The organism is Cellulomonas sp. PS-H5, assembly GCF_019265565.1.
Classification (GTDB): Bacteria; Actinomycetota; Actinomycetes; order Actinomycetales; family Cellulomonadaceae; genus Cellulomonas.
The window spans coordinates 52,784-68,333 of record NZ_JAHVCI010000021.1 but is presented as its reverse complement, the minus strand read 5'-3'; the positions used below and the strand labels follow the sequence as shown (position 1 = coordinate 68,333).

Below are 15,550 nucleotides of genomic sequence, written 5' to 3'. Positions count from 1 at the left end.
GGGGGGGGTAACCGGCCCGCCGCGCAGCGGCGCACTCGTCGCACCATCCGCGTGCGGCGACATCACTCCCACCTCCTGACGACCGGGCCTGCCCTGCCCGACATGAACGAAGTGTGGCCCCCACCACAGCGCTGAGTGTCAGCACCGCAGGCCTAGGTGGTGGCCGGCTGGGTGGTCAGGGATCGCCGCGGTGTCGCCGCAGCCCGTTCCCGAGCGGCTAGGTAGGTGGATCCGTGTGCCAAGTTGGACAGGCTCGCGTTCGGCCGCCTGTGGTTCCTGTCGCCGCTGACGGTGTGCTTGGCAGCGCGCGCGGGCCGAGGCACCCGGCTTCCGTATTGCCCCCACTGGGCCGGCGCCTCATCCGCTCGCCTCACCGAACGACCCTCACGCGTCGGCTGTCAGAGCCAGGATGGGGGCGTGGCGATCACCTGGACCCGTTTGCACGAGCGCCTCGGCATCGAGGCCCGTCCCTTGACCTACGACGACATTCGCGCCGCGGTCGACCAGCAGCTCGACGAGGACGCGCAGCTGGAGTGGAAGGGCCACCGGCCCTCCAGCGAGGGCGAGCGGGTCGAGCTCGGCAAGGATCTGGCCGCGATGGCCAACTCCGGTGGCGGGCTGATCGTGTTCGGCGTCGGGGAGGAGACCCGCGACGACGGCTCCAAGATCCCCGTGCACACCGACGTCGCACTCGACGAGCACGCCGAGCAGCAGGTCCGATCAGTCGCCTGGGGTCGCGTCCGGCCGATCATCGCCGGCGTCGAGATCGAGCAGCTCGAGAACCCGGGTGAGCCAGGCCGCGGCGTCCTGGCGGTCTGGGTACCGCCGAGCCCCGATGCCCCGCACTTCTACGAGAAGGACGGCCAGCCGCCGGCCGCGCCCTGGCGCGACGGCCCGCATATCGCGAACCTGCGGGAGCGGGAGATCGAGCGTGCTTACCGCGACCGGTTCCGCCGGCAGGACGACGCGGCTTCCGCGCTCGACCGGCTGGTGGAAGGCGCGAGCCGTCGACTCGCGTTCCGAGGCCCGTACGGCGGGCGCTGGACCATCGTGGCCGCGCGACCGCTCAGCGGCCCGCCCCTCGGCTTTCGGCCGCCCGACCGCGCAGTCGTCCAGACCGTGGTCGAGGACGTGGAAGCGCGCGAGCGCGCGATCTTCGTAGGCCGAGATGCCTTGGGCTCCGGATTCGCTTCGCAGGTTGACCACAACCCCGGCGTGGGCCTGAGGCGCTGGTCCTTCGTCGTCCGTGGCCACAACGAGCCGAACGACGGCCTCGCCAGCTGGACCCTGTGCGAGATGCATCACGACGGCTCGACGGTCCTGGCCTTCGGCTCGGGTGAACCCGGGGTCGGCGTGGACCAGCGGCCGTACCTCAGCCACGAGCAGGTCGAACACACCGTGGGATCGGCCGTCGCGCTCGCCCGATCGTGGACCGCAGCGCTGCGCACCTCGGGGCCGATCAGCATGCGCGCAACCGTGCACAACTCGCATGACGGACCGTTCTGGCTCGCTCCCGCCAGCAGGCGCGGCGGCGTCTCCACGGCCCGAGCGGTGTCGGACCCGGTGACCCGTGTCGAGCCGGTCGACAGCATGCTCGGTGCGCGCGACGACCTCTTGACCGACCTCGAGGTGGCTCACGACCTGGTGCGAGGGATCATCAACCAGTTCGGCGTCGACGCCGTCGTGACGATCAAGAGCGCCGGCTGAGCCCGACGACCCGGCAGGAGCGACGCCCCGCATCGCGTCACCTGGCGAGTCCCGCCAGCTCCTGCCATGCGCGCGATGCTCGCCCCGACGGCGCCCGCGACGTGACGTGCCACGGCCGACAGGTCGCGCACGGGTGCACCGCGACGACCATCCGCCGTCCACGCGCACGCTGACGCCGGCGTAAGAACTCGAGCGCGCGCGCCGCGGCGCGCGGCGTCGGGTACGCGATCTTGCTGCAGAAGGTCACGAGGCTGCTCGCATGGGCGCAGGGCACGCGCCGGCTCACAACCGGTCCGCACCAGGGCCTGCCTCATCTGCGCGGCGCGGGAAGGGCCCGAAGCCCCGGACGGTCCCAGCCTAGCCACCGGCCGACGCCGGGAGGTTTCACCCGTGCCTCAACGCCCCTGGTCGCGCGAGGATGACCGTGCTGGCGGACCAACGGGGGTGCGGCATGACAGCAAGCACATGGACGCTGGCGCACGTGGTGCTCACCAGCACCTCGTCCCCGACGCCCGCCCCAACCGCCCCCGGCGCAGCCGCGACCGGCACCGGAGCAGGCTTCGTCTCCGGAGCCGGGTTCCTGGCCTTCGCGTTCGGTGCGTTCCTCGTCGTCGCCGGCACCTACGTCCTGCTGCGCCTACGAGGCAAGGAAGGACCCGTCACGCTCGTGCGCGTGATGGCCCTGATGTTCGTCGTCGTCGCCGCGGTCGTCCTCGCGTTCGGGTCCGTCGCCAGCGAGACCAAGACGGCCGCGTTCACCGTCCTGGGCACCATCGCCGGTTACCTCGCAGCCTCCCGAACCCCTGGCACGACCAAGACCGTCCGCGACACCACCACCGGCGTCGAAACCACCACCCGGCGAGACGTCACCTGACGTTGTGCTGCTCGGTCAGCACGCTAGGTGGGGCATGCACTCCTTGGACGTCCATCTTCGTTGGACGTCCAACTTCGTTGGACATTCACGCGGCGCTAAGAGGACCAGCCTCCGGAACCTTCGGCGACGACGTCGTGCGTATCGATGCTCCAGGAGTAGACCAACGGCCCGCTGTAGCTGCCGGTCGGCTCCTGGTTCCAGCCCCAACGCGCCTTGGCGGGGTCCAGCGTCGCGCTCACCGTGACCTCGATGCGATCCGCTCCCGCAGGCACCAGGAACACGTACGTGTACGCCTGCGGGTCCCAGCTCGTCGCGGGGTGCGGCACACCGTTGACGGTCGCGACCGCATCGGCAGCGGTCAAGGCGTGTGCGGAGGTCGTGCTGGCAGCCTTCAGCTCCAGACGGAAGAACTCCTGCCCGTCCGGCGCCGGGCCGTCATCCCAGGCAGCGACCGACCAAGCAGCGCTCGTCCCATACGGATCGTCCAGATACCCGCGCCAGGAGGTGACGTCCTCACCGCTCGCGCTCAGAGCCTTCGGTGACGCCTTGCTCGCGGTCACGGTCCCGCGCCGCGCCGTACCAAGACGCTCGGACAGACCGTCGTCGTCGACCTCGCCCGTCAACAGGTCGATCCGCTGAACTACCTCACCGGTCGTGGCCGCCAGGACCACCTCGGCGCCGTCCGGGATCGACATCGTGAGGGTCATGGTGCCGGTCTGCACACCGACACCAACCGCCTCGGTCGCCTCGGCAGACACGACCCCGTCGACCAGCACCTCGTAGGTCGAGATGTCCCGCTCGCGGGAGATCTCCAAAGCGATCGACACCAGCTCCTCACCGTCGGCAGCCCGCAGGTCCGAGCCGCCGACCACGACGAACGCGGGCACAGAGACCGACGCGACGTGCACCGTCCCCGCCGGCGTCGACATCGAAGCGCCGACCGCACGGACCGGATCCATCTGTCCCGAGGCGGCATCGGCGCTCGCCCAGCTCTCCTCGAGCACCGGCAACCCCGCCACCCAGGCGTCGTAGTCATCGCTGATCGCATCAGCGCGGCCGCGCAGCCACTTCAGCGCGGAAGGCTGCTTGTCCGACGGGATCGCGGGGTAGCTCGACAGCCCGATCCAGTACTTCTCCCCCCGGACCTTCATCATCTCGCCGTACGGCTGGTCCTCGGAGAACGTCAGGCTCAACGCACCCGCGACCGTCGGGTAGGTGCAGGTCCCCGACGAGTGGCTGTCGCCCTGCAGCTCGAGCCCGAGCCGCTTGCCGAGCGCCTCCGGCTTCCCGAACAGCCGCTCGCACGCCGTCACCATCTGGTCATCCGACCCACGGGTCAGCTCCCAGAAGCCGGCACCACCGCCACCAGAACACGCGCAGGTCGCGGCAACCAGCACGGCAGCCACACCTCCGCCGATCGTCCTCGACAACTTCGTCGTCACTCATCGCTCCACGGCGCCTGGGCCGCTACCGACACGCGTTCGCCGCGCGCGGTGGCAGCTAGTCCTACCCCCGCGCCTACGGTCCCACCGAGGTCACCACCTACCGCGCGCGCACTCTCCACCCTGAGGGGAACCCACCAGGCGCGCGAGCAGCGATGCCGCCCGGAGCATCCTGAAGACCCGGCCGGCCCTGCCCGGAATGCACGAAGCGTGTCCCCCACCACAGCGCTGAGTGTCGGCACCACAGGCCCAGGTGGTGGCCGCCTGGGTGGTCAGGGATCGGCCCGACGGCACCCCGAGCCGGTCCCACGGGGCTAGGTAGGTGGACCCGTGTGCGAAGTTGGACAGGCTCGCGTGCAGCCGCGGTGGTTCCTGTCGCCGCCGACGGCGTGCTGAACAGCGCACGCGGGCCGAGGCGCCCGGCTTTCGCATTGCCCCCGCTCGGTCGGGCGCCTCAGCCGCTCGTCTCGCCGAACGGCCCTCGCGCGACCGTCCAGGGCCCTTCGCCGGCGGCGAGGTCACATCACGAGCACCGGCTGAGCTCGACCACTGGGCGTCGAGTCATCACGGACGGCCACTCACCCGGCAACACTCAGGTGCGCCCACCCGCGAAGATGCCGGCGTGCCAGAGTCGCGCCGTCCCCCCGAGCCGGACGCTCCTCCCCCGGCGCGGTCGACCGACGGCCGGCACCCGCGGACGCCAAGGCGGCGCGTGTCCTTCCTGCTGCCGGGTGGCACCCTCGCCGCCGTCGACGCCCGCGTCGACCAGCTCCACCTCAGCGACCGCGACGAGTACCTCAACACGCTCGTCGAGGCGTACACACGCGACAGGCCGCCCCTGAGCGGGGCTCCCCTGCCCGACTACCCTGCGTGCGAGCACGTCACGGCCACCATCCCGATCCCCCTCGCGAGCATCCTGCTGCGGCGCGCTCACGCGATCGACGCCCGGACCCCCGGCCTGCTCCGCTCGCTCGTCCTGGCGGACCTCGCCGCAGCACGACGTCGCGAGCAGATGCCGTGAGCCCAGCGCCAAGTCAACGATCAAACGGCAACACGCCGCGTCAGTTTCTGTTTCTGCACGTCTCTGTGCGGTTAGGTAGGCGCATGAGCATGAAGCGCGGACACGGCGGTCGCCCGTCCAAGGGGCCCCGCGACCAGTTCACGGCTCGCCCCGCTCTGCCGGTCGGCGAGGCAGTTCGAGCCCGCGCCGCGGAGCTCGGCTACGAGCTCTCAGACTTCGTGACCCTCCTGCTCGCCCGTGAGGTGGGCATGGAGGAGTATGCCCCGGCGCCGAAGCACGACACGGCGCAGGGCGTTCTCCTGGAGAGGGGGGCTGCGCGACTGGCGAAGTCCGCCTAGCCAAAAAAAGACCGCCCCCGGAGGGGCGGTCTTCGTGAGTCCTCGGTCCTTCACCCTTCAGCTTGGCGGCGGGGCGGTGATGGGCCTCAGAGAGACGATCCCCGAATCGGGGTTCGTCCCGTTCTCATATGAAGTTGGGAGTCACTGTACCCGTGCGCCCTGCTTTGGCGCACCCACACGCCGGTGACACGCCGACGCGTGCGGGTGAACGCCACCCTGGTGCGACCACGCCACCCCCCGCTTTCCGCGGTGCCAGAGACGACGTCTCTGCAGGTCACGACCTTGACGCGCTGCTCTTCGAGCCCGCGTCCTGGTTCGCGATCGACGCCCAGAACCGGAGAGTCCCCGGCGTGTCGCCTGCCACCCTCGACGACGCCCTGGCCCTGGTCGGCCGCGGCGCCGTGGCCACCGTCGTCGGCCGGCTGCGTCCCGAGGTCCGCGCCGTCGACGTCGACCTCACCGGCGACGTCGCTGCGTTCGCCGTGGACACGATCACCGACTGGTGCCGGGCCCGCGGCCTGTGGCACCTGGTCCGCGCCTCCGGCGGCGCCGACGGCCGCGCGCACGTCCTGGTCGTACCGGGTGTCCACCTCGACGCCCTCACCGCGTTCATCGCCGAGCTGCGCGCGGAGTTCCGCATCGGCCCGCGGAGCGTCGACCTGCGACGCCAGGTCCGCCCGCTGTCCGCTCCGCACCGCCGCCGCGGCGCCACTCCCCCGCCCTCCGGCGCCGGCGCCGCCCTCGTCGAGCTCGCCCGCACGCTCGAGGCGCTGCCCGAGCGGATCACCGCCCGCCGGCGGGCCCACAGGGCCGAGGTCGTCCCGCTGCACGGCCCCGACGCCGCCCTGATCCCCCGCCGGCGCCCCCGCCGGCAGCTGCCCGAGGTCTGGGCGGCGTACCTCGACCGCGGCCGCGCCGCCGCACGCGCCGTCGACCGCGACCCCTCCACCCGCTCCCAGATCGAGCTGGAGGCCACCTTCCAGCTCGTCATCGCCGGCTACGGCGAGGACGAGGCCTGGCAGGCCGTCCACACCAGCGCCCGCACCGCGTTCACGAAGTCCAAGCGCAACGGCCGGCGCTGGTGGTGGCTGCTGTGGAACCGCGCCGTGCTGGACGCCGACACCTGGCTCGCCGAGCGCCGCGCCCAGAACGCCGGCGACCCACTGCCGGCCACCCTGCGCGCACGCGCGCACCTCGAGTCGGCCTGGCGGTCCTGGCCTGCCACGACCCGGCAGACCGACTACGAGATCGCCGCCGTCCTGATCGAGCGCATGGAAGCCCTCGGAGACACCGAGCTGCGCATCCCACAACGCGAGCTCCTGCTCCTGTGCGCGGTCGGGTCCCGCACCACGATCCGGGCCAGCCTGCCCCGCCTGGTCGACGCCGGCCTGATCACCGTCGAGGCGACGTACGCCCCCGGCACCACCGACACGAGCGACACCATCCGCCTCGCCGAGCGCTTCATAACCGAACCGCACGACACCGAGGGTGCTGCTGTGTCGGCCACTGGCCCACATAGGTTTCAACCCCCCCAGCCGCGACCGCCCCTCCCCCAGAGGCTCTCCCTCGGCCTGACGGCCGCCCAGCTCCTCCAGAGGCTCCAGGCCGGGCCGCCCTCGGGAACCACGACCACCGACCTCCTGCGGGCCGCCGGGCTGCTGACCGCGCCGGACGACGAGCCCACCGCCGGGCAGCTCCGCGCAGCCCGCGCCCACCTGCGCGTGCTCGCCGGGCACGGCCTCGCTCGAGGAGACGAGCACGGCCTGTGGCACGCGCTGCCACCGAGCGGGCAGGCGGAGGAACTGGTGCAGGTCGGATCCCTGCTGACGGCCCGCAAGGCCCGCGCCGTGGCACAGGAGCGCCGCGAGTTCCGCGACACCGTCGACGTCGACCGACGCCGTGAACGGTGGCGACGGCAGCGGGACGCCGCCCGTCAGCGCGCCGCCAAGGCCAGGCGCGCACGGCAGCACCAGTGGTGGTCGACCCTCGACCCCGACGAACAACGCCAACGGCAGCAGGCCGCCGCCGCGGCGTTCCTGCGGCTGTCCCCCGCCGAGCGCGCCGCACGCAAGCACGCCCTGGCCAGCGACCGCTCGCGCGCCGGCGAGCACGAGCGCACCCGCTACGACCAGTGGCTCAACGACACGGCCCCCGAAGAGCTCGAACGTCGGTCACAGGAGCGCGCCCTGTGGTTCGCCGGCCTGCCGGCACACGAACGCGCGCAGCTCGTCATGGACTGGAACCTGCACCGCTCCAGCTGGAACCTCCCCCACGCGCTACGCGTCATCGAAGGCACCCCGCCGCCGCAGACCAGGCGGCTCCCCGAGGACGAGCTGCTGCGCCGACCGGCGACCACCGTCGAACAGCAGGTCCTGTTCGACGAACCGCCCACGCGCAGACGGCCCGGTCACGCCGTCGCCTAGGCCCCCTGCGCCTCGTGCGCCGAACAGCCGTGAGGTGGCCCCTGAACTGCGAGAGGATCGCGTCATGCCGACCTCGAAGCACCGCCGCAAGAGGAAGCCGCGACCCAGGACCACCACCCGGCAAGGGGTCCAGGCTCCCCCGCTCCCACCCGGGACGCTCGACCTCACCGGGTTCGCGGAGCCCGGACCGGGTCACCACGGTCGGGTGATCCCCGCGCCGATCGACTCGTTCGGGCCACACGACGACCAGGCGCGCGCGTTCATCGCACGCGTCGCGACCGCGACCAGCGCCGAGTGGATCGCAGCAGGCGACTTCGGGGAGTCCAGCGGGACCTCAGCGCAGATCGCGCGGTTCAAGGGGCCGCGTGATCGCGTCGACCAGGTGACCAGGACCAACCTGCCCGAGGTCGCTTGGTACCTGGAGGACTTCGACGTCGAGGAAGCGCACTTCAGGTGGGCGCCGCCACGGTCCGAGGACGCCGAGCTCGCTGCTGCCGCTCTGGCCGCGATCGTCGCTCAGGACTGGATCGCCAGCGAGGACTACCAGACCCTGACCGCGGCCGCCCGAAGCGTCGGGTGGCTCCCCTCCGACACCGCCTGAGCCCGCGCCGGGCGAGGTGCCGGTGCGAGAGGCAGGTCGCAGGCGCGTCAGGTGATCTTGCTGACCAGGCGTGCCGGCAGCGGCCGGCCCTCGACGCTGATGGCGCTGTCCCTCAGCCCGATCCGTTCTCTCGGCCGTCCCCCATAGGGCCCATCCCGGGCCCCGCCCGTACCATCGCCATCATGTCGTGCCCAGCGGGGCGCCACGCGCCGTTAATTACTTACGTACGTAATGCTGCACTGGGTCGACCGTCGGGTGCCGTGCTTACCAGAGCGCCCACGAGTGGCCGCGACGCCAGCGTTAAATACTTACGTACGTATTGCCGTACGTCAGGGCCTACGTACATCCGTACAGCCGTGCTACCATACGTACGGCGGTATGGCTGGACGTCCGTCCATCTGGCCGCCCTGGGGGCGGTACGGCGCGCCTTACGGCTGCGACGCCAGACGACGGAGAGGATGCGAGGCATGCCGACGATCACCGCGCTTGCGAACCAGAAGGGTGGCGTGGGGAAGACCGCCACGACCTGCAACTTCGCGGCGGCGCTGACGGACCTGGGCCGGCGCGTGCTGGTCCTAGACCTTGACGCCCAGGCGAACTCCACCGAGACGCTGGACGCGGTCGGGGAGTACGACATGTACGACGTGCTGCGATCCGAGGAGACCGGCGTCATCGGTGACGCGATCGTCGAGACCGCGTGGCCCGGGGTGAGCGCCGTGCCCGGGAGCAAGAGGCTGTCGCTGTTCGAGCAGGAGTCCCTGATGACTCCGGAGCACCGGCTCAAGAACGCGATGTGGCAGGCGTCCGGGCTCGAGGAGTTCGACGACATCCTCATCGACTCCCCGCCGAGCCTGGGTCGGCTGACCCTGAACGGCCTGATCGTCGCCGATCGGGTGGTCATCCTCACCGAGCTCGAGCCGTACTCGATCCGCGGCGTGGGGGAGTTCATCGAGACCCTGAGCGCGGTGCGCCGCAACCCGCAGCTGAACCCCGCGCTGCGTCTGGCCGGGATCATCGTCAACAAGGCCAAGCTCAACACGATCGAGCACCAGGAAGGCCTCAAGGAGCTGAAGGCCGCGTTCGGCACCGACGTCGTGCGCTCGCCCTACCTGCGCGCCTCGACGGTCGTCCCAACCAGCGCCGGCGCGCACAAGCCTGTCTCGAAGATGCGCGGCCCGGTCGCCGCGGCGATCGCCGAGGACTACGCCCGCCACGCCAAGTGGCTCGTCGAGGAGGTGGCCTGAGATGGCAACGACCGAGCGGCGCCCGTCCCTGGTGCGGGCACCCGAGTCCCGCAACCTCGTCGAGGACCTGGTCGCCACGCACACGCCCGCCCCTGACTCCGCGACCAGCCCGCCGGCGCCGAAGGCTCCGAGAGGTCAGGCCGCCGTCGCCGAGCCGAAGCAGGAGCGGGCGTCAGCAGCCGCCGTGCCTCCCGGCCTTGCCCAGCCTGCAGCCGTCGCCGCCGCAGCGCCGGCGGCCCCGAAGGCGCGCGGCGCGAGCCGCCAGGGCGCGGTCGAGGAGCCGGCCGCGCCGTCGTACCGCCGTGGCCCCGGGCGGCCGCGGAACGAGCGGATCATGCGGCCCTTGACCACGACGATCGAGATCGGCCTGCGCGCCCGCGTCGACGCCTACGCCCAGGAGCACAACGCCAAGTTCGTTGACGTGCTCGACCAGGCGCTCCGTCTGGCCCTGGACGTCTGGGAGGGCAAGACCGCCATCGTCGAGGACCAGGACGACCAGACCGCCGCCGGCTGACTCCCGGCCGGCCACACCAACGCCGAGAGCCGCACCCCGCCGTCAGCCGCACTGACCAAGGAGCGTTCCTCATGGACCCGTCGCTGCTGACAGTCACCGAGCTCACCAACGGCCTGCGCTCCGGCGCCGCCGGCAGGTACCCGTCCGAGGCGGCCGTCGAGCTGCTCATCCGGCACTGGACCTGGCTAGCACGTCCCGGCTTCGCCCGTGACTGCGTGTGGGCACCGGCGGGGGAGTCCGACGTCCTCTTCATCCGCTGGGACCGGCTCATCGCCCATGCGAGCAGCGAGCAGGTCGACCTGCCGCCGGCTGACCGGGCCGTGGCTCTCATCGCCGCCCACCTCGGGGCGTGGACGGACCCGCAGGCCGACTGGCCCGGGCTCGAGCGGATCCCGCCGCTGTCGTGGCTGCTCGCCAGCCTGCCGCGCGCCGAGGTCGCCCTGGTCCTCGCCGCGATCTCCCACGCGGCCGGCACCCACGACCAGGTCGACCACGTCGGCGAACCCGGCGAGGGCGACGGCGCCGACCGGTGGCGTGTCACCGCCACCAGTCCTCGCCTGCCACTGGGCCCGCTGTACCAGTGGCCCGACCCAGCGCTGCCCGGTCTCGCCGACCCGGCCTGACTCTCAGAGGAACCCGATGCCCACCACGCTGACGTTCACGGTCCCGCTGGACCTCACGATCACCGTTCCCAGCACCTCCGACGACGACAGGGCCTTCGACGCCGACGTCAGCGCCGCCCACGAGCAGGTCCGCGGCGTCCTGCAGCAGCTGCGATCCGACAACCCCGACGTCCGCGTGTTCGTCGAGACCGTCGACCTGCCCGACCCCGTCGAGCACGTTCACCCGGAAGGCCAGGACCGATGAACGCTCCACAGCCCGCCCGGTCGATCTCGCCGGCCCCGGTCCCCGGTCTCGTCGGGCGCCCGAGCAGGGTCGAGTACGGCGTGGAGCTCGATGACGCGGGCTCGGTCGACATCGCCGAGGACCGGAACAGCGCGCAGGCCCAGGCCCACCAGCACGGCGGTGATGTCGTGCGCATCGAGACCTGGCCCGTGGACGCCCGCGCGGTGAGCCTCGACCGAGACGCCTGGATCGCGCACATTCGGCACGTCCTGGACCGTGCCGACGAGCGCGACGAGCAGGTCCTCGACGCCGTCCTCGACACCCTCCGGTCCGTAGAGCACGCCGGCACGCTGAGCGTCGTCGACGTCATGACCAGCTACGACCAGGTCCAGGACGCCTATGCCGAGGCCCTGGACGGTTGGGCGCGCGCCGACCAGCGCGCGGCCGATGCCCTGCGAGCCCTGAAAGGTGCGGTGCGGGACGTGGAGGCGGCCGCGGCCGCCCGGCACCTCGACGGCGGCCTGGACGCGGCCCTGAGTGCCCTGCGCGCGGCCGCCGGCGCCGCGTCGGCGCCGGCGGCCGACCCTGCGCCGTGGCTGCCCACGCCGGGGCACCTGTTCAACGGACGCTGCCCCGAGCCCGATCGCCCCGGCGCCCGAGACCCCGAGTGCCCCGCTTGCCGGGCGCTGGACGCACGGTGAGCCCGGGCGGGCTGCGCTGCACCCTGCTCGGCCACCGATGGCAGGTCGTCCTGGCCTGGATCGAGCGGCGCCAGGATCAGGCCTTCCGCCACCGGTGCACCCGATGCGGCGCGATCCGCGAGGAACTCACCCAGTAGGGCCCCACAGCCGAGGTTGCGTGGAGGTCGCGCCTCGGCCCGCATCCGGCCTTCGCTGGCCGCGGCCAGATCGGTCTGCGGAGTGCCTGCGAGATCATGACCTTCGTGTACATGGCATACGTCGATGACTCCGGCGACTCGAAGAACGGCACCACGTTGTCCGCGCTCCTCGTTGAGCCGGAGCACTGGAGCGGCGTACTGGACGCCTGGCTCGCCGGTCGGCGGGAGGTGCACGCAGCGTTCGGAGTGCGCAAGCACGCAGAGCTGCACGCCACGCGCCTGTACAAGGGCCGCGGGAAGTTCTGCGAGTCCCCTGAGCAGGACGCGGCGTTCGGGGGGAGGCAGCGCGCCGCGACGGGTCGGATCGTCCTGAGCCACCTGTCGCAGTACGAGCACTTCCACGTCGTGACCGTCGGCACGACCACCGTGTCGAAGTCGACGGTCTATGCGCAGTTCGTCGCGTACCTGGAGGACTGGGCCGCGAGCCGGCAGACCGAGCTGGTCATCTTCTACGACGGCCCGCAGGGCATCCAGCAGGACGACGGCTCCGAGATCTCCAGGGAGGAGCTGGCCGCGCAGTGGGAGAGCGCGCTGCGCAACGCCGCGCCCTACCGACGTGTGCACCGGGATCTCGACATCGGCCGGCGGCGCGTCGTCGAAGATCCGATCATGCAGGACAGCCGCTACAGCCAGCTGATCCAGGCCGTCGACCTGATCGCTTATGGCGCGTACCACCGCCACCTCCAGGCGCGGCCTGACATCTGGGGTACGAAGAACGCTGCGGTCCCCGAGGCGATCCGCGCGTACATGACCACCCGAAGCCACTGGCTGCCCGACTCCGACGACAACGGCGTCGTCTGGCTCGGCTGAAACGCAAGAACCCCCGGCCGAGGCCGGGGGTCCGCGAGGTGCAAGACCCCGTGGGTGACCACGGAGGCCACATGGGGCCTTGCAAGGTGCCACTCTACACGTTGGTACCGAAACACGGGGTTTCGGTACCAACGTCCTCCGATGCTCGACACGGAGTCCGGCCACTCCGCCCCGGGTTCACGTGAGCCGGCGCTGCACGTCGGCCGCCGGCAGCCACACCGCGCCGGTCATGACGCGCAGGTCCGTGATCCGGACCCGGACCACGGACCGGGTCCACTCCAGTGCGAGCGTCTCCAGGAGCTCGTCGCCGGTGGCCCAGCGCAGCACCGCGGTGACGGGCACGGGGCGGTCGACGTCGTGGTGGACGCCGGCCGGGACGGGTAGAGCGTTGTGCAGCGGGACTGCGGCTGCGATCCGCGAGAGCCCGCCCGGGACGCTCTGTGGCAGGTTCACCGCCGGGTCACCGCCGAGGCCCAGACCCACGCAGTGCCGGCGCGTCCGTGCTCGTCGCGGTAGCGCACGTGGACGGCCGACGGTGTCCACGCAACCGCCTCACCGTCGACCTGGACGTCGCGACCGCGGCCGTCGATGATCCAGGCCCGCACGGGAACGGGCGAGGGTGAGCGTGTGATGCGCTGGCCGGCGATCACGGTCGGCGGCACCTGCCGCGCCATGTCGCGCATCGGACCCCGGTCGACCACCCCGCCAGTATCGAACACGTGTTCGAACAAGGCGAACGCGCTGGCAGCCGCGGCGCAGCGGTCGCCACCGCACCCTAAAGGGTATTCGAGAAGCGGAGGATGTAGATTCAGTGCGGCTTCAACCTGTGGCCGGATGTCACATCCGTAGCGGACTTGCTACGGTTTGGCCATGACCTCCCAGGCTCGCATCGATGTGCACCGCGACGCGATGCTGCTCGACATCCACGATCTGGTCCGGCGGCTGATCGATGCCGTGGGGCCGGCGGTCGTGCAGAGCATGACCGGCACCAAGGACCGCACGATGCCGTCGCGCTGGGCCCGCCCGGACGGCCCGACGCCGCAGATGGAGACTCAGAAGCGGCTGAGGTTGGGCTACCAGGTCTGGCGCACCGTCGAAGCTGCCGAGGGCCGCGATGTCGCGCTGGCCTTCCTGGTCGGAGCCAACCCGCGACTGGAGGACGACCTGCCCCTGAACGCGGTCTACGAGCTGCGGCACGCGGAGGTGCTCGGCGCGGCGCGCGCGTTCGTCGACGACACGTACGCGGCGTGACCTCGCTCGAGGAGGGCGGCCGCACCTGCGCGCGTACGGGGGTTCGCCTGGTCCCGGCCTCCGGTGGTCACGCGTTCCGCGTCGCGAAGGACCGCGGGCGTCCCGCGCTCGAGGGGTACCCGAACAGCGACGTGGGGCCGCTGCCGACCGGTGTCCCTGACCGCCGAGGGCGCTGGGACACCGTCGGCAGCACCGTGTACTTCGCCGACACCCCGCAGACCGCGTTCGCCGAGGTGCTTGCCCCGATGCGGGTCGACCGGTTGCGGCTGGCCGTCGCGGCCGGACGCGCCGGCTACTCCGTCGAGGAGTACGTCGAGGCGGTCCTCGGACAGTCGGCCGAGAACGACGTCGACCGGCCCTGGTCGGTGTCCTGCCGCTGGCAGTACGCCCGCTCGATCTACCAGGTCTGGATGCCGACCAGCGGGTGGTGGGTCCAGATCGACCACGCCGACACCCTCATGGCGATCCAGGCAGCCCAGCCCTCGATCCCGGGGCTGCCGGACGACCTGTGGTCCGGGGCCCTGGAGAGCGCCGACCGCGGGGTGACCACGCTCGTCGCCGAGTGGATCCGGGGCCTCGAGCTCGACGACGGCACCAGGCCCCTGGGGATCTGGTTCCAGTCGCGGACCCTGATGGGCCGCTGCTGGGCATGGTGGGACCGGCGCGGCGACGACGGCTTGTCACCGGGGGAGAACGACCCCCGGCTCCTCGGCTCGACCAACGTCGACACCCCCGCCCTGCGCGAGGTCGCGGCCGTGTTCGACCTGCCCGTCCTCGACGGCAAGCCGTTCTGAGGCGTCTCCGGGACTGAGCGCCGGGCTCGTGAGGCCGGCGGCGCGTACCACCTGCGATCGCCACTGCTCGAGCAGCGGGCGGGGGAGTGCGCCGGCGGTGATCGAGACCCCCTGCGTACGCGCCAGCTCGGCGAGCGCGGCGGGCGGCCGCCCGGGCCGTGCGCGCACCGGTGAGGGAGTACCGGCCTCGAGGAACGGACCCAGGACCGCCCGAAGCTCCGCCAGGTCGCCGGCGCTCAGCGGCAGATGCACGACCCTGCGGTCCAGCTCGAGAAGGTGGGTGCGAATCACCGGCGTGGCACGGGCGTCGGTGTCGACCATGTCGCGCCACTGCTCCAGAACGGCGGCGGGGAGGCGCCCGTGCCGCGGTGCCCCGTGGAGCCTGGCCAGCGTCGCCAGGCACGGGGGGTGGATGCTCGCGACGAACGCCCCCGGTCGGGAGTGCTGTCCGAGTCCACGAACGGCGCCAACGCCGTGCGCAGCCGTGTCAGGTTCGCGGCGCTGAGGTCGAGTCGGACACGCTGATCGTCGAGCCCGAGGACGTGAGACGAGCCCGCAGGGGTGCCGTCGAGGTCGTCGACCACGGACACCAGCAGGCGCTTCGACACGGCGCGACCGTAGCCCCGTGGTGCGCACCCCCAGCGGCAGGGTTGCAGGCCAGTAGGTGCTCGCATCCCCACCGTGCGTGCGCGCAGCCGTCTCGTCCGGCCGATCCCGCAGGTACGCAACGGATCTAGGTGCCGCCTGACCGGCTCCTGAGTGTCGGTCCTGCGCCGCTAGCGTCGAT

Annotated in this window: 17 protein-coding genes; 13 read left to right on the top strand and 4 right to left on the bottom strand. The window is 71.9% G+C overall.

The window, feature by feature from the left end:
• The first annotated feature begins 417 nt into the window (after nt 1–417).
• Both J5O08_RS10495 and J5O08_RS10490 read left to right on the top strand, forming a co-directional pair.
• Entirely contained in the window at nt 418–1,707 is a 1,290-nt protein-coding gene (locus J5O08_RS10495) for a helix-turn-helix domain-containing protein (RefSeq protein WP_218706791.1), read from the top strand.
• Between the two features lie 451 nt (nt 1,708–2,158).
• Nucleotides 2,159–2,581 carry a hypothetical protein gene (locus tag J5O08_RS10490; RefSeq protein ID WP_218706790.1) on the top strand — a complete coding sequence of 141 codons (423 nt, stop codon included), beginning with the start codon at nt 2,159–2,161 and terminating at the stop codon, nt 2,579–2,581.
• 95 nt (nt 2,582–2,676) lie between these two features.
• Here J5O08_RS10490 and J5O08_RS10485 read toward each other — a convergent pair whose 3' ends face one another.
• Complete coding sequence (locus J5O08_RS10485; RefSeq protein ID WP_218706789.1) at nt 2,677–4,023, bottom strand: hypothetical protein; 1,347 nt, start codon at nt 4,021–4,023, stop codon at nt 2,677–2,679.
• 712 nt (nt 4,024–4,735) lie between these two features.
• On the opposite strand from J5O08_RS10485, the gene J5O08_RS10480 reads away from it, so the two are divergent.
• The 9 genes from J5O08_RS10480 (at nt 4,736) to J5O08_RS10440 (ending at nt 12,718) form a co-directional block, all read left to right on the top strand.
• The gene (locus tag J5O08_RS10480; RefSeq protein WP_218706788.1) at nt 4,736–5,044 is read left to right on the top strand and encodes a hypothetical protein; all 309 of its coding nucleotides are present in this window, start codon (nt 4,736–4,738) and stop codon (nt 5,042–5,044) included.
• Between the two features lie 688 nt (nt 5,045–5,732).
• Entirely contained in the window at nt 5,733–7,805 is a 2,073-nt protein-coding gene (locus tag J5O08_RS10475) for a hypothetical protein (protein ID WP_218706787.1), read from the top strand.
• A gap of 64 nt (nt 7,806–7,869) precedes the next feature.
• Complete coding sequence (locus J5O08_RS10470; protein WP_218706786.1) at nt 7,870–8,406, top strand: hypothetical protein; 537 nt, start codon at nt 7,870–7,872, stop codon at nt 8,404–8,406.
• 467 nt (nt 8,407–8,873) lie between these two features.
• A complete protein-coding gene (locus J5O08_RS10465; RefSeq protein ID WP_218706785.1) occupies nt 8,874–9,650 on the top strand; it encodes a ParA family protein in 777 nt (258 codons plus the stop codon).
• 1 nt (nt 9,651) lies between these two features.
• Nucleotides 9,652–10,164: a hypothetical protein gene (locus J5O08_RS10460; protein ID WP_218706784.1), complete on the top strand. Its 513-nt coding sequence runs from the start codon at nt 9,652–9,654 to the stop codon at nt 10,162–10,164.
• Nucleotides 10,165–10,235: 71 nt separating this feature from the next.
• On the top strand, nt 10,236–10,787 hold the full coding sequence (locus J5O08_RS10455; protein ID WP_218706782.1) for a hypothetical protein: 552 nt from the start codon (nt 10,236–10,238) through the stop codon (nt 10,785–10,787).
• Nucleotides 10,788–10,803: 16 nt separating this feature from the next.
• Nucleotides 10,804–11,031 (top strand): hypothetical protein, encoded by a 228-nt coding sequence (locus J5O08_RS10450; protein WP_218706780.1) that lies wholly within the window; start codon nt 10,804–10,806, stop codon nt 11,029–11,031.
• A gap of 80 nt (nt 11,032–11,111) precedes the next feature.
• Nucleotides 11,112–11,711: a hypothetical protein gene (locus J5O08_RS10445; RefSeq protein ID WP_218706778.1), complete on the top strand. Its 600-nt coding sequence runs from the start codon at nt 11,112–11,114 to the stop codon at nt 11,709–11,711.
• A 233-nt stretch (nt 11,712–11,944) separates the two neighbouring features.
• The gene (locus J5O08_RS10440) at nt 11,945–12,718 is read left to right on the top strand and encodes a DUF3800 domain-containing protein (protein WP_218706777.1); all 774 of its coding nucleotides are present in this window, start codon (nt 11,945–11,947) and stop codon (nt 12,716–12,718) included.
• 177 nt (nt 12,719–12,895) lie between these two features.
• On the opposite strand, the gene J5O08_RS10435 is transcribed toward J5O08_RS10440, so the two are convergent.
• Together J5O08_RS10435 and J5O08_RS10430 are read right to left on the bottom strand one after the other, a co-directional pair.
• Complete coding sequence (locus tag J5O08_RS10435; protein ID WP_218706776.1) at nt 12,896–13,060, bottom strand: hypothetical protein; 165 nt, start codon at nt 13,058–13,060, stop codon at nt 12,896–12,898.
• A gap of 107 nt (nt 13,061–13,167) precedes the next feature.
• Nucleotides 13,168–13,449, bottom strand: a complete 282-nt coding sequence (locus tag J5O08_RS10430) for a hypothetical protein (RefSeq protein WP_218706775.1) — start codon at nt 13,447–13,449, stop codon at nt 13,168–13,170.
• A 139-nt stretch (nt 13,450–13,588) separates the two neighbouring features.
• Between J5O08_RS10430 and J5O08_RS10425 the strand changes: the two genes are divergently transcribed.
• Together J5O08_RS10425 and J5O08_RS10420 are read left to right on the top strand one after the other, a co-directional pair.
• Nucleotides 13,589–13,969, top strand: a complete 381-nt coding sequence (locus J5O08_RS10425) for a hypothetical protein (RefSeq protein WP_218706774.1) — start codon at nt 13,589–13,591, stop codon at nt 13,967–13,969.
• The gene (locus tag J5O08_RS10420; RefSeq protein WP_218706773.1) at nt 13,966–14,763 is read left to right on the top strand and encodes an RES domain-containing protein; all 798 of its coding nucleotides are present in this window, start codon (nt 13,966–13,968) and stop codon (nt 14,761–14,763) included. Before J5O08_RS10425 ends, J5O08_RS10420 begins: the two co-directional genes overlap by 4 nt.
• Nucleotides 14,764–15,050: 287 nt before the next feature.
• On the opposite strand, the gene J5O08_RS21855 is transcribed toward J5O08_RS10420, so the two are convergent.
• A complete protein-coding gene (locus tag J5O08_RS21855) occupies nt 15,051–15,437 on the bottom strand; it encodes a histone-like nucleoid-structuring protein Lsr2 (RefSeq protein WP_374225968.1) in 387 nt (128 codons plus the stop codon).
• Nucleotides 15,438–15,550 lie beyond the last annotated feature (113 nt).

Bases quoted from the DNA above. Each gene is read 5' to 3' on its own strand.
- J5O08_RS10490 (WP_218706790.1), top strand. From the start codon at position 2,159: ATGACAGCAAGCACATGGACGCTGGCGCACGTGGTGCTCACCAGCACC.
- J5O08_RS10470 (WP_218706786.1), top strand. From the start codon at position 7,870: ATGCCGACCTCGAAGCACCGCCGCAAGAGGAAGCCGCGACCCAGGACC.
- J5O08_RS10465 (WP_218706785.1), top strand. From the start codon at position 8,874: ATGCCGACGATCACCGCGCTTGCGAACCAGAAGGGTGGCGTGGGGAAG.
- J5O08_RS10460 (WP_218706784.1), top strand. From the start codon at position 9,652: ATGGCAACGACCGAGCGGCGCCCGTCCCTGGTGCGGGCACCCGAGTCC.
- J5O08_RS10455 (WP_218706782.1), top strand. From the start codon at position 10,236: ATGGACCCGTCGCTGCTGACAGTCACCGAGCTCACCAACGGCCTGCGC.
- J5O08_RS10450 (WP_218706780.1), top strand. From the start codon at position 10,804: ATGCCCACCACGCTGACGTTCACGGTCCCGCTGGACCTCACGATCACC.
- J5O08_RS10440 (WP_218706777.1), top strand. From the start codon at position 11,945: ATGACCTTCGTGTACATGGCATACGTCGATGACTCCGGCGACTCGAAG.
- J5O08_RS10425 (WP_218706774.1), top strand. From the start codon at position 13,589: ATGACCTCCCAGGCTCGCATCGATGTGCACCGCGACGCGATGCTGCTC.
- J5O08_RS21855 (WP_374225968.1), bottom strand. From the start codon at position 15,437: ATGCGAGCACCTACTGGCCTGCAACCCTGCCGCTGGGGGTGCGCACCA.